General features: G+C 60.1%; 11 protein-coding genes. 7 read left to right on the forward strand and 4 right to left on the reverse strand.

The genetic code is table 11. The features are described 5' to 3' along the window. Positions 1-64: 64 nt before the first annotated feature. The 3 genes from HCG46_RS02415 to HCG46_RS28500 all read right to left on the reverse strand — a co-directional run bounded on the left by HCG46_RS02415 (position 65) and on the right by HCG46_RS28500 (position 3,346). Entirely contained in the window at positions 65-1,735 is a 1,671-nt protein-coding gene (locus tag HCG46_RS02415) for a long-chain fatty acid--CoA ligase (protein ID WP_168684444.1), read from the reverse strand. A 305-nt stretch (positions 1,736-2,040) separates the two neighbouring features. Then, on the reverse strand, positions 2,041-3,198 hold the full coding sequence (locus HCG46_RS02420; RefSeq protein ID WP_055655328.1) for an AAA family ATPase: 1,158 nt from the start codon (positions 3,196-3,198) through the stop codon (positions 2,041-2,043). Positions 3,199-3,211: 13 nt separating this feature from the next. Beyond that, entirely contained in the window at positions 3,212-3,346 is a 135-nt protein-coding gene (locus tag HCG46_RS28500; RefSeq protein WP_023000626.1) for a hypothetical protein, read from the reverse strand. An 81-nt stretch (positions 3,347-3,427) separates the two neighbouring features. Between HCG46_RS28500 and HCG46_RS02425 the strand changes: the two genes are divergently transcribed. Next, positions 3,428-3,970: a hypothetical protein gene (locus tag HCG46_RS02425; RefSeq protein WP_023000625.1), complete on the forward strand. Its 543-nt coding sequence runs from the start codon at positions 3,428-3,430 to the stop codon at positions 3,968-3,970. A 9-nt stretch (positions 3,971-3,979) separates the two neighbouring features. Here the strand turns inward: HCG46_RS02425 and ade are convergent, their stop codons facing one another. Continuing rightward, on the reverse strand, positions 3,980-5,701 hold the full coding sequence (gene ade / locus HCG46_RS02430) for an adenine deaminase (RefSeq protein WP_168684446.1): 1,722 nt from the start codon (positions 5,699-5,701) through the stop codon (positions 3,980-3,982). Positions 5,702-6,065: 364 nt separating this feature from the next. Between ade and HCG46_RS02435 the strand changes: the two genes are divergently transcribed. The 6 genes from HCG46_RS02435 (at position 6,066) to zwf (ending at position 13,566) form a co-directional block, all read left to right on the forward strand. After that, positions 6,066-7,388, forward strand: coding sequence for an ROK family transcriptional regulator (locus HCG46_RS02435; protein ID WP_201030462.1), 1,323 nt, complete (start codon positions 6,066-6,068; stop codon positions 7,386-7,388). A 24-nt stretch (positions 7,389-7,412) separates the two neighbouring features. Next, the gene (locus tag HCG46_RS02440; protein ID WP_168684448.1) at positions 7,413-8,429 is read left to right on the forward strand and encodes a sugar ABC transporter substrate-binding protein; all 1,017 of its coding nucleotides are present in this window, start codon (positions 7,413-7,415) and stop codon (positions 8,427-8,429) included. Between the two features lie 81 nt (positions 8,430-8,510). Then, the gene (locus HCG46_RS02445; RefSeq protein WP_023000621.1) at positions 8,511-9,593 is read left to right on the forward strand and encodes an ABC transporter permease; all 1,083 of its coding nucleotides are present in this window, start codon (positions 8,511-8,513) and stop codon (positions 9,591-9,593) included. Further along, a complete protein-coding gene (locus tag HCG46_RS02450) occupies positions 9,569-10,366 on the forward strand; it encodes an ATP-binding cassette domain-containing protein (protein ID WP_208984213.1) in 798 nt (265 codons plus the stop codon). The genes HCG46_RS02445 and HCG46_RS02450 overlap by 25 nt, the downstream gene beginning before the upstream one ends. Before the next feature lie 679 nt (positions 10,367-11,045). Next, on the forward strand, positions 11,046-11,993 hold the full coding sequence (locus HCG46_RS02455; protein ID WP_168684450.1) for a carbohydrate kinase: 948 nt from the start codon (positions 11,046-11,048) through the stop codon (positions 11,991-11,993). Positions 11,994-12,090: 97 nt separating this feature from the next. Continuing rightward, the gene (gene zwf / locus HCG46_RS02460; RefSeq protein WP_055655338.1) at positions 12,091-13,566 is read left to right on the forward strand and encodes a glucose-6-phosphate dehydrogenase; all 1,476 of its coding nucleotides are present in this window, start codon (positions 12,091-12,093) and stop codon (positions 13,564-13,566) included. Positions 13,567-13,574: the final 8 nt, after the last annotated feature.

The raw sequence follows: 13,574 nt of genomic DNA on the forward strand, positions 1-13,574 counted from the left end.
ACAGAAAGCATTGCACGGAAGCGCTCGATTGAGAGCGCTTCCGGTGTTTTCAGGAACGGTGCGCTCAGGCGCTCCGGGCTTCCGCCGCTGCCCGCTTCTGGGCTTCTTCCTCGACCAGTTCCTTCTTCGACAATTTGCCGACCATGGTTTTCGGCAACTCGTCACGGAACTCATAGTCTCTTGGCAGTTCGATCGTCGACAAATGGTCCTTCAGGAAGGCCTTCATGTCATCGGCGGTGAGCGCATGACCTTCCTTCAGCTTGATGAAGGCCTTCGGGCTCTGGCCGCGATAGGCATCCGGCACGGCAATGACGATGGTCTCGTCCACGGCCTCGTGCTGGTAGATCGCTTCCTCGATGACACGCGGATAGACGTTGTATCCAGAGCACAGGATCAGGTCCTTGATCCTGTCGACCAGATAGATGAAGCCGCCATCATCCTGATAACCAACATCACCCGTATGCAGATAGCCGTCATGGGTGATGGTCTCGGCGGTCGCGTCCTCGCGCTTCCAGTAGCCCTTCATCACCTGGGGCCCATGCAGCAGCAACTCGCCCTTCTCGCCTGCCGGAACCACGGTTTCACGGTCCTCGATACTCACGAAGCGGGCACTGGTCCCCGGCACCAGCCTTCCGATGGAACCCGCCCGGCGGCTGTCGTCCAGCGGGTTGACCGCGGCAACTGGCGACGTTTCGGTGAGGCCGTACCCTTCCACCAGAATGCAGCCCGTGATCTTTTCAAAGCTTTCCTTGACCTCCACCGGCAACGGCGCGCCGCCCGACAAGCAGATCCTGATGCTGGTCAGATCGTAATTCTCCGTCATGGGCGAGTTGTTGATGGCCGTGTAGATCGTCGGCACACCCGGAAAGAGGGTTACCTTCTTGCGCTTGACCGCTTCCAGCAGCGACTTCAGCTCAAAGCGCGGCTGCAGCACCATTTCAGCGCCCAAAATGATTGACAGGTTCTGCCCCACCGTCATTGCGAAGACGTGGAAGAACGGCAGAACGCACAGCATCTTTTCTTCGCCCGGCCGCGCCTTTTCGAAGACGCAGCGCATCTGCTCGATATTGGCCGACAGGTTTCTGTGCGTCAGCATCGCGCCCTTGGGAACGCCGGTGGTGCCCCCGGTATACTGCAGCACCGCAATATCGTTTGCCGGATCGATTGCGACCGGCCTGGGCTTGTCTCCCCTCGTCTGCAGGTCTTCGAAACGAATGTGGGCGTCATCACGGGGAATGTCCGCCAGTTCCTTTCGCTTGAACAGACTGAACAGCACCTTCTTGATCGTCGGCAGGCACCAGGCCATCGGGCAGACAATGATCTTGTCGAGCGCCCGTTCCCTGCGAACCTCCTCGACCTTGTCGTAGATCACCTTCAGATCCATGGTCACCATGATGCGCACATCGGCATCTCGCGCCTGGAACGACAGTTCGCGCTCGACGTAGAGCGGATTGAAGTTGGCGACCGTGGCGCCGATCTTCAGAACCGCGAAATAGAAGATCGTGTAGAAAGGCGTGTTTGGCAGGCACAGGCCGACGTGAACACCCGGGCCGACGCCCATCGCCTGCAGTCCGGCAGCCGTCCTGTCGACCAGCGCGCCGAATTCGGCATAGGTCCACACCTTGCCCATGAAATCACAGGCAGGACGGGTCCCGTATTGGGCAACGGTCGTCTCGAGATACTCGTGTACTGGACGGGGCTTGAACGCCGCGTTCCACTCCTCCGCAGTCGTCATTACGTTCTCCAACGCGTTTTATCGCTTCACTGCGCGGACGGGCCTTTATCCTGAAATTTCGTGATCCGGACAAAATCCGTACCGCGAAATGGTCCTCCTCAAGGGCCCGGCCACCAATGAGGCGTCACCTCTTTGGGTCTCTTCTGACATGACGCAACCTTCCGTTCACGTCAACTCGCGACGTAACGACACCTCGTCGTTTTTTTGCGCGTGAAGAACCATCCGCTTAAGATAAGCCGGCTGAGCCGGTTGGCAATAGAGACGTCAAATCAAAAACTTATAGACAACTCCGCAAAACAGGCGGTTTATCTCTTTGGCCAGTTCCAGCGAGGTGTGTCAGCGCTATCCACAACCGTCTCGCCAAGTTCCTTGCGCAGATCGTAGCGCATGCAGCCTCTTTCCGACGACAGCACGGACACCAGTTCTTCCGCATGGGAAACGACGATCACCTGCGTCTTTTCCGCGGCCCGTGCAATCAGCCGGGCGAGAGGCTCCAGCAATGCCGGGTGGAGGCTCGTCTCGGGCTCGTTCAGCACCACCAAGGGCGCCGGGCGCGGCGACAGGAGCGCCGCCGTCAACAGGAGATACCGGAGCGTTCCGTCAGACAATTCACTGGCCCGTAGCTCGCGCAACAGCCCCTTCTGCTGCATCAGCAGTTCAAAATAGCCGTCGTTGACCGAAATCCTGACGGATGCTCCGGGGAACGCATCATCGACAGCCTCTTCCAGGGCCCGCTCGTCACCAATTTCCAGGATGGTCTGAAGAGCGGCTGCCAGATCCCCGCCATCCCCGCTCAGCACAGGTGTCCGTGTTCCTATCTTGGGAAACCGCGCAGGAGCGTCCCTGTCGGTGCGCAGGTGATCATAAAAACGCCAGGCACGCATGCGCTCGCGCATGACCAGAAGTTCCAGACCGTCTTTCGGATCGGCGGCGTGGGTCATCATGCTGTCGAAGCGGGCAAGGTTCTGGAAAACCGGTATGCGTTGACCCTGGGCATTGAGAACCCGTACCGTCGGGCCGTTTCTGGCTGCAATCTCGTTCGAACGGGACAAGGCTTCGCCGGCCCACAGGGCCTCGGCCTTGATTTCCGGATCCATGGAAAACAGCGACCGCCCGGCGTCCGCCGGCAGACCGAGATCTATCGCATAGCCGTAGTCCTCATCGGCAAAGCCGAGCTTCAGACTGACCACACCCTTGCGCACGGTTCCCTGAACCGGCACTTCGCCCTGTTTCATTGCCCTGGAAAAAGCTTCAGGCCCCGCCCAGAGCGTCGAATTGAGGCCACCTTCCGCAGCCAGCGAGGCAATCGCCTGGCCTTGCGAGACTTCCGCCAGCAAACGGATCGACCGGTAAAGGCTCGACTTGCCGCTGCCGTTCGCACCCGTCACCAGGGTGATGCGGTCGAGCGGTAGGACGATGTCGCGTAGCGAGCGGTATCCGGAAACGGCAAGAGTGAGGATCATCGAAAGACCTGTTTCAGCTCCCCTGATCCACCAGTTCGAGCTTGTTGACATCGAAGAAACCGAATTCGGTGATCTTCAGATGCGAAATGCCCGGCAAAGGCAGGAAGGTGTCGCGCGCATTCCGAACGCTGGAGCGAACCAGACCCATAGATTTTTGTCTTGAGGAATTGCGTCACTGCTACTTTTAGGTGCATATCTTGGTGCAATACTCGAACGAAAGGTGTTGCCTTTGTATAACCCGAAAGAAGCGGCAGAAGACAGCCACGCGCTTCACCTGGCCATCCTGTTTTTTGTAGCTAGCGCTGTCGCGATCTCAATTTATTTCCACCACGACAGCGGTTTGAAGTACTGGCTTCTGAAGGGCTTTGGCGAAACCACCCCCGGCAAGGTTCTGGTCATTATCAACGACACGCCCGATGGGGACAAGGCTTGGGCGCATTATCGTTCCAATTACCGGAACACTTTCAAGAACTTCAAAAGCTGGCACGACGAAAGGATCGTCGTTGAAATCAACCCAACGAACGCACCGGCCCAAACTCTGGATTTCAGGATAAAGCCTGGGGAGATCATCCGAGAGACAGACGGCGCTCTGAACGTCACTTATTTGCCACTCAATCCGAAGATTGCCTATCCCACCCGCAGTTTGGACAGGTTTTCTCTCGACAGCCAGATCCTGTTCTGGTCCCTTGTTGCCGGAGCTGTCCTCCTGTTTCTGGCGTTGCGATCCGCGCGGAAATGGGCACGTTTTCGAGCACGATTGCGCCAGTACTGAAGGCGCGCATCAACTCCCCTGATCGATCAGTTCGAATTTGTTGACATCGAAGACGCCAAAATCGGTGATCTTCAGATGCGGAATGACCGGCAAAGGCAGGAAGGCGACCTGCAGAAACGGTTCGGCCAGCGTACAGCCGAGATCCTTGGCGGCGGCGCGCAGGTGCTCCAGTTCCTCCTTCACCGTTTCGAACGGCTCCAGGCTCATCAGTCCCGCCAGCGGCAGGGCAAGTTCGGCTTTCACACCATCCTTGTCGGCAACGGCAAATCCGCCCTTCATGGCGATCACCCGGTTGACCGCGTGGGCCATGGCTTCCTCATCCGCGCCAACCACGCAGATGTTGTGGCTGTCATGGCCGACGGACGAAGCAATTGCGCCCTGTTTCATGCCGAAACCATTGACGAAACCGAGGCCGATGTTGCCCGTGCCCTTGTGCCGTTCGACGACAGCGACCTTCAGCACATCCTGATCAAGATCGGCCAGCGTCTTGCCGCCGGTCACCGGCAGGGTGCGCTTCAGGTGTTCGGTGATGATCCTGCCCGGCACCACGCCGATGACGTCGGCCTCGCTGTTGCGCGCCGGAACGTCGAACTTCGACGCGGTGACCTGGCCGACATGGACGCTGTCGAGGCCAACCGGCGGGACAATGGTTCTTTTTGCAAAGGCTTCGTCCGTCGCCTGAACGCCGCCGCAAATCACTTGCACCACGCGGCAATCGGCAAAGTCGCTCAGCAGCGCAATGTCTGCGCGCTTGCCCGGGGCGATCACGCCCTTGTCTTTCAGGCCGAAGGCATTGGCCGCCGACCAGCTTGCGGCCCGATAGGCGTCGAGCGGACGAATGCCCTTGGCGATCAGGCGGCGGATCATGCTGTCGAGATGGCCTTCTTCGGCGATATCCAGCGGATTGCGGTCGTCCGTGCACAGTGCGACGAAAGCCGAAACATCCGGTGTCAGGATCGGAGCCAGCGCTTCCAGGTCCTTGGAAACGGAGCCTTCCCGCATCAGGATCGTCATGCCTTTGGCGAGCTTTTCCAGCGCCTCCTCGGCGGAGGTTGCCTCGTGGTCGGTGCGGATGCCTGCGGCCAGATAACCGTTGAGGCCGATACCCTGAAGCAGAGGCGCATGGCCATCGATATGACCGTCCTGAAAGGCGGCAAGCTTTGCCAGCACCTTGGGATCGCGCGCAAGCACACCTGGAAAATTCATGAATTCAGCAAGGCCGATCACGCTTGGATGATCGCGGAACGGCAGCAGGTCCTCGATCTCCAGGCAGGCCCCGGCTGTCTCGAAAGCCGTTGCGGGAACGCAGGACGAGAGATTGACCTTGAGGTCCATCACCGTTTCTAGAGAACTGTCGAGGAAATAGCGGATCCCTTCGGCACCCAGAACGTTGGCAATCTCATGCGGATCGCAAATGGCGGTGGTGACACCGTGCGGCAGCACGCAGCGGTCAAACTCGAACGGTGTGACCAGAGACGATTCCACATGAAGATGCGTGTCGATGAAACCGGGAACGGCGGTCAGTCCGCTGCCGTCGATGGTTTCCGCGGCTTCATACTGCCCGTGCGTGCCGACGATCCTGTCACCGACGATCGCAATATCCGTTTCGACAGTGGATCCGTCGACAACGCTGAACAGGCTGACATTCTTTATCACCAGATCGGCAGGGCGTTCCCCTGCTCCAGCGGCAATCGCCCGTTCAAGAAACGCTTCGTCATGTGTGGCCGGCATTTTTTTGTCTCCGATTCTCGTCCCTCCCCGACAATACGGATGTTGAAAGCTCCGGCAACGATTTCGCGAAGGTGTGTTAGGATGTCCTGCACGAAAGAGCTGAAATACGGATCGCCCGTCAATCCCGTGCGCACCCAGGCTGCGCGGATGTGCCAGACCGGCCCCTGCCGGAAAAATGTTACCGAGGCAGGCGAGAATTTTTCGTGTTGTTGCGCAGAGACTTACCGCGCCACAATATCGAAAACGTGCGTTGCAAAACAGATTGCGATTGACAGCCGGGCCACTTGGGCGAATAATTTTATCAAACTTATTTATTCTGATGCCGCCGACGAGAGCAGGCAGTTCCTGGGGAGGAGCAAGACCGGTGGAGGACACGCCAAAAAGCGGCCGTGGTTCGAATTCCGCGCAATTGCGCCGGTACAACGAACGCATCGTACTTCAGATCCTTCGGCGTGCCGGTGAGGCCTCCAAGGCGGAACTCGCCCGGGCGGTACAGCTGACGAACGCGGCCATCGGCGCCATCATCCAGAACCTCATCGAGGAAGGGCTGATCGTGGAAGCCGGCAAGCGTCACGACGGCAGCCGCGGGCAACCGGCAACCATTCTCCGGCTTGCCCCGCGCGGCGCCTATTCTTTCGGGGTGCGGCTGGACCGGACCAACATGGAAACCGTGTTGATGGATTTTTCCGGCCAGCTGATTGCCCGCCGGCTTCATGACATGATCCTGCCCGCGCCCGAAGAGGCCATGGAAATCCTCAAGGACGATCTGGAATTCCTGCGCCAGCATCTGAGCAAGGAAGACCAGTCCCGCATCACCGGCATCGGCCTGGCGCAACCGTTCAACCTCGGTGCCTGGCTGCATGAACTGGGCCTGCCCCAGGCCGATTTCATGAAGTGGGAAGACTTCGACCTGACCGACGCCCTTGAAAAGGCAACCGGCCTGCCGGTGTTCAGCGAGAACGACGGCACGGCAGCCGCGGTGGCCGAACTCTTCTACGGTCTGGGCCGGCAGAACGACAATTTCGTCTACCTTTTCCTTGGGCCTGCTATCGGTGGCGGCCTGATCCTGAAGGGCGATGTGGTGCGCGGTGTATCCGGCAACGCAGGCGACGTCGCCATGATCCCCGTTCCGCCAAGCACGCTGACCACCGCACCAAAGGCCCGCAATTCCTGGGACCTGCTGCTGACCCGCGCATCGCTGGTGGCACTCGCCCGACACATGTCGCCGGAAGATTTTCCAAAGCTCAACCGTTCCGACTTGCAGCACGCGGTTGAAACCGGAGATCCGAAATACACCGAGTGGCTGGAAGACTGCGCCGAAGCGCTCGCACTTGCCCTACGCTCGGCCTATGCGCTTCTGGACGTTCCTCTGGTCGTCCTCGACGGCGACCTTGGTGGCCCGTTCCCGGAAACGTTCCGGGCCGCCTTGAAGAAGGCCGTGGAAAAGGCCGCGCCTGAGAAACGCCATTCACCCGACATCGAAATCGGCAGCTTTGGCCACGACGCAGGCGCCATCGGCGCAGCCAGCCTGCCGCAATTCTTCAATTTCTCGCCCAGGGCAGCAATCCTGACGGGCGGGAAAGACACCGGACCCGCCGGGGCTGGCAGCTCGGAGGATAGAGCCAGCTTTCCGGCACGGGCAGCACGGTTGGGGTCACATCTGGCCACACCCAACCGTTCAACCTGAATTGGCCAGGGAGGAAAAACGCAAATGATCCGCAAACTACTCGCGACCGGTTCCATTCTCGCCGCCATGGCTGCCACTCCGGCAGTCGCAGCAGACATCTCCGCCTGCCTGATCACCAAGACGGACACCAACCCGTTCTTCGTGAAAATGAAGGAAGGCGCTACCGCAAAGGCTGAAGAACTCGGCATCGAACTGAAGTCCTTCGCAGGCAAGATCGACGGCGACCATGAAACCCAGGTGGCAGCGATCGAAACCTGCATTGCTGACGGAGCCAAGGGCATCCTGCTGACCGCATCTGACACGTCGTCCATCGTGCCGGCTGTCCAGCAGGCGCGCGACGCCGGCCTTCTGGTGATTGCACTCGACACGCCGCTCGATCCCATCGACGCAGCCGACGCAACCTTCGCCACCGACAACTTCAAGGCGGGTGAGCTGATCGGCCAGTGGGCCGCGGCCAGCCTGGGCGACGAGGCAGCCAATGCCAAGATCGCCATGCTTGATCTCGGCATCAGCCAGCCAACCGTCGGCGTGCTGCGTGACCAGGGCTTCCTGCAGGGCTTCGGCATCGAGCTTGGCGACCCGAACAAGTGGGGTGACGAAACCGATCCGCGCATCGTCGGCAACGACGTGACCGCAGGTAACGAGGAAGGTGGCCGCAAGGCCATGGAAAACCTGCTTGCCAAGGATCCGATGGTCAACGTGGTCTACACGATCAACGAACCCGCTGCTGCCGGCGCCTATGAAGCACTGAAGGCCATCGGCCGCGAAAACGACGTGCTGATCGTTTCTGTCGACGGCGGTTGCCCGGGTGTTCAGAACGTCAAGGACGGTGTTATCGGCGCCACCTCGCAGCAGTATCCGCTGCTGATGGCATCGCTCGGCATCGAGGCCATCAAGGCCTGGGCCGACAATGGCACCAAGCCGGAGCCGACCGAAGGCAAGGACTTCTTCGATACCGGTGTTGCCCTTGTGACCGACAAGCCGGTTGAAGGCGTCGAATCCATCGACACCGCCAAGGGAACGGATCTCTGCTGGGGCTAAGACACCCCTGGACGAGATCAAAAGGGGCATGGGCGACCTTGCCCCTTTTTTCAAAACCGGCGCAAAGAAGGTTAAACGGGCATGACCTTAGAAAGCAAAACGGCCAAGGGGCCGGCGGACTACGAATCCGCTGCCACCTCCGGACCGCAAGCTGTCGCCTCATTCGATGACGAACGTCATGGGATCGGGCATAAAATCCAGCACACGCTGCACCAGACCCCATCACTGGTTCCGCTGATCGTCCTGGTACTCTCCCTTGTCGTTTTCGGGCTGCTGCTCGGATCGAAACTGTTCTCCCCCTTCGCACTGACGCTGATCCTGCAGCAGGTCCAGATCGTCGGCATCGTGGCGGCAGCACAGAGCATCGTCATCCTGACCGCCGGCATCGATCTGTCGGTCGGCGCGATCATGGTGCTGTCCTCCGTCGTCATGGGGCAGTTCACCTTCCGCTATGGTTTGCCGGTGGAGGTCTCCATCGTCTGCGGCCTTATTTGCGGTACCTTTTGCGGGTATCTCAACGGCTTCCTTGTCGCCATCGTCAAGCTGCCCCCCTTCATCGTGACGCTCGGCATGTGGCAAATCGTGCTTGCCACCAACTTCCTTTATTCGGCCAATGAGACCATCCGGTCGCAGGAAATCGCCGAAGTGGCACCGCTGCTTCAGTTCTTCGGCAACAAGGTCAATGTCGGCGGCGCAGTCTTCACCTATGGCGTCATCTTCATGGTGCTTCTGGTGCTGGTGCTGGCCTACGCCCTGCGTCAGACAGCCTGGGGCAGGCATGTCTACGCCGTTGGCGACGATCCGGAAGCCGCGCAGCTTTCGGGCGTGCAGGTGAAGAAGGTTCTGATATCGGTCTACATGCTGTCCGGGCTCATCTGCGCCTTCGCCGGCTGGGCGATGATCGGCCGCATCGGCTCGGTCTCCCCGACCACGGGTCAGCTTGCCAACATCGAATCCATCACGGCCGTGGTGATCGGCGGCATCTCGCTCTTCGGCGGACGTGGATCCGTGCTCGGCACCCTGTTCGGCGCACTCATCGTCGGTGTGTTCACGCTCAGCCTGCGCCTGCTCGGCGCCGATGCGCAGTGGACCTACCTGCTGATCGGCATCCTCATCATCGGCGCGGTTGCGATCGACCAATGGATCAGAAAGGTATCTGTGTGATGGAACCTGTCCTGCAAGCGCGTAAACTGGTCAAGCGCTACGGCCGTGTCGTGGCCATGGACCGAGCCGACTTCGAACTCTATCCCGGCGAGATCCTCGCCGTGATCGGCGACAACGGGGCCGGCAAATCCACCTTGATCAAGGCTCTCAGCGGAGCCGTGCAGCCTGATGGCGGAGAGATCCTGCTCGATGGCAAGCCCGTCCACTTCACCTCGCCCATCGATGCCCGCGAAGCCGGGATCGAGACGGTGTACCAGACCCTGGCCATGTCCCCTGCCCTGTCGATCACCGACAACATGTTCATGGGCCGTGAGTTGAAGAAACCTGGCTTCCGCGGCACCTGGCTGCGCCAGCTGGACCGAAAGAAGATGGAAGAGATCGCCCGCGAAAAGCTGAACGAACTTGGGCTGCTCACCATTCAGAACATCAACCAGGCCGTTGAAACGCTTTCCGGCGGTCAGCGCCAGGGTGTGGCGGTGGCACGGGCGGCCGCTTTCGGATCCAAGGTCGTGATCATGGACGAGCCGACCGCCGCTCTCGGCGTCAAAGAAAGCCGGCGCGTGCTGGAGCTGATCAAGGATGTCAGGGCCAGGGGCTTGCCCATCGTGCTGATCAGTCACAACATGCCCCATGTCTTCGAGGTTGCCGACCGTATCCACATTCATCGGCTGGGCAGTCGGGCTTGTGTCATCAAACCGTCGGACTTTTCCATGTCCGATGCGGTGGCGATCATGACCGGAGCCATGGATCCGCCGGACAGCATGGCGGCCTAGGCCTGGGAAGAAAAACGGGAGGTGCCTTCATCCGGCGCCTCCTACCCGGGACCTCGCCCCGAAGAGAACCGAAAGGTTCATCCCGAAAGATGGGCGGTAAAATCAGCGTTCGTGGCCCATCCTTCGAGACGGGCCTATGGCCCTCCTCAGGATGAGGTGGTGGATTGATGAGCCGCTGTAGGGTTAGAGAAGACACATGCAACAAGCGCCATTGGCGCGCCTCGTTGAAACCAATAAGGGAACGGGAGACACCGGGTTCAGCACCTCTCCCTCCCGAACCCTCATCCTGAGGAGAACCGATAGGTTCGTCTCGTAGGATGGGCGGCAAATCATAGTTCGCGGCCCATCCTACGAGACGGGCCTATGGCCCCCTCAGGATGAGGTGGTGGTTTGATGAGCCGTTGTAGGGGCAGAGAAGACACATGCAACGAGCGCCATTGGCGCGCCTCGTTGAAACCAATAAGGTGGCAGGAGACACCGGGTTCAGCCCACTCCTCCCCACACCCCATCCTGAGGAGAACCGAAAGGTTCGTCTCGAAGGATGGGCGGCGAGTTCGGCGCCTTGCGGGCCTCCTTCGGATGAGGCGGTGGTCTGAAAGGCCGCTGCCGCGAAATGACACAAAGCCATGAATCCGCCGTCGATGCGGTTCCTGACAAACGACGAAAGACCAGAACGTATATGTTTTTGATTTGCGGCGAAGCACTGTTCGATCTCTTTGGAGAAGCCGGTTCCGGCGACAGTGTTTCTTTCGACGCCCGTATCGGCGGATCCCCCTTCAACGTGGCCATGGGGCTGGCGCGCCTTGAAGAGGACGCCGGGTTTTTCGGCGGCATTTCACGCGATGCCCTTGGCGAACGTCTGGCCCAGAAGTTCCGCAGTGAAGGCGTTTCGGAACGCTATATCCTGAGGACTGATTACCTGACGACGCTCAGCCTCGTCCAGAAGGATGAGCACGGCTCTCCTGCCTATACGTTCTACGGCGAGAACGCAGCTGACCGCATGGTGACCGTCGATGACCTGCCGCAGTTCGACGAACCGCCATTGTTTCTGCACATCGGGTCCTACACGGCACTGGTCGAGCCGGTTTCGGCCGCCTTCAGGGCTCTGATCGAACGCGAGCGAGACCATACGCTGGTCTCTTTCGACCCGAACATACGCCCGACCGTGGTACCGGACATGGCGCTCTGGCGCCGCAATACGGAAAGCCTTGTTCCGTTGACGGATGTCGTCAAAGTGTCGGACGAAGACCTTGCCCTGATCGCTCCCGGTGAACCCGTCGAAACCATTGCCCGCGCCTGGCTCGGCATGGGGGCTTCGCTGGTCATCGTCACACGGGGTGGCGACGGTGCAACCGCATTTGCCGAAGGCATCGAAGTCAGCCGCCCGGGCATCAAGGTAACCGTTGAAGACACCGTTGGCGCGGGCGACACCTTCCAGGCAGCCCTGCTTGCAGGGCTGAAACATCTAGGTGCAACCGACCGTGATGCGCTTGCAGCCCTTGACGCCGGCCAGCTAAATCGTCTTCTTGACTTCGCTGTCGGGGCAGCTGCCATCACTTGCTCCCGACGGGGAGCGGATCTGCCGCGCAGGAGCGAACTGGAAAAAGAGTGGTCGGCCCTGAAATGAGGGGCTGACAAGACAATTAAATCGATTTAAAAGGCAGTCGAAAACGGTCCAGGCCGGAGCGGCCCATCGGACTGGCAGCTGTGAGAAGGGATGTTTTATGGCGGTACGCGTCATTGAAGTTGAAGAATTCGACCTCGTCGTTTTCGGAGCCTCCGGAGACCTCGCCCACCGCAAGCTTCTGCCTGCCCTTTACCACCGCGACGCGGACGGCCAGATGCCGGAAAACGCCCGTATCATCTGCAGTGCTCGCCGGGACTATTCCGACGACGATTATCGCGACTATGCCAAGGCCGCGCTTGAAGAACACGTCAAGGATCTGGACGACGAGCATCTTCAGCAGTTCCTGAAGCGCCTGCGCTACGTCAAGATCGACATCGCCACAGGCGATGGCTTTGAAGATCTGAGAACCATCCTGGACGAACGCCCTGAAGTCATCCGCGCCTTCTATCTTGCGGTCGGCCCGGACCTCTTCGGCACAATCTGCGAGAACCTCGGCCGTATCGGCGTCGTCAACGATCATTCCCGCGTCGTCATGGAAAAGCCCATCGGCAAGGACGGCAAGTCCGCCAGGGCGCTCAACGACACGGTCGGTGCTGTGTTCAACGAACACCAGATCTTCCGTATCGACCACTATCTCGGCAAGGAAACGGTGCAGAACCTGATGGCCCTGCGCTTTGCCAATGCCCTGTTCGAACCGCTGTGGAACGCGGCCCATATCGATCACGTCCAGATCACCGTGGCCGAGTCGCTCGGCACCGGTGGCCGTGCCGGCTACTACGATACCGCAGGTGCCCTGCGCGACATGGTGCAGAACCACATCCTGCAGCTGCTCTGCCTTGTTGCGATGGAGCCGCCGGAAAGCATGAACGCCGACAGCGTGCGCGACGAGAAGCTGAAGGTTTTGAAAGCTCTTGCCCCGATCGACGAGCAGAGCATCGACAAGCTGACCGTGCGCGGCCAGTACCGCGCAGGAGCTTCGGCCGGAGGTGCGGTTCCCGGTTACCTGGAAGAACTCGGCAACAACGAAAGTCGGACGGAAACCTTCGTCGCCCTGAAGGCGGAAATCGCCAACTGGCGTTGGGCCGGCGTGCCCTTCTACCTGCGCACCGGCAAGCGTCTGGCGCAGCGTGTATCGGAAATCGTCGTCCAGTTCCGCCCGATCCCGCACTCGATCTTCGACGCGGAAGCCGGGGCGATCACCGCCAACCGCCTCATCATCCGTCTGCAGCCGGATGAAGGCGTCCAGATGCAGATCATGATCAAGGACCCCGGCCCCGGCGGCATGCGCCTGCGTCAGGTTCCGCTCGACATGAGTTTTGCCGAAGCCTTCAAGGTGCGTAACCCGGATGCCTACGAACGCCTGATCATGGACGTGATCCGCGGCAACCAGACCCTGTTCATGCGCCGTGACGAAGTTGACGCCGCCTGGGCGTGGATCGACCCGATCCAGGCTGCATGGGCAGCCTCCAAGGAAACGCCGAAAGGCTACACCGCCGGCACCTGGGGTCCGTCCGCCTCCATCGCTCTGGTCGAGCGTGACGGCCGCACCTGGGCCGAAGACGACAGCAACTGATATCACTC

Origin of the sequence: Labrenzia sp. PO1 (assembly GCF_012273635.1) — a bacterium.
Lineage (GTDB): Bacteria > Pseudomonadota > Alphaproteobacteria > Rhizobiales > Stappiaceae > Roseibium > Roseibium algicola.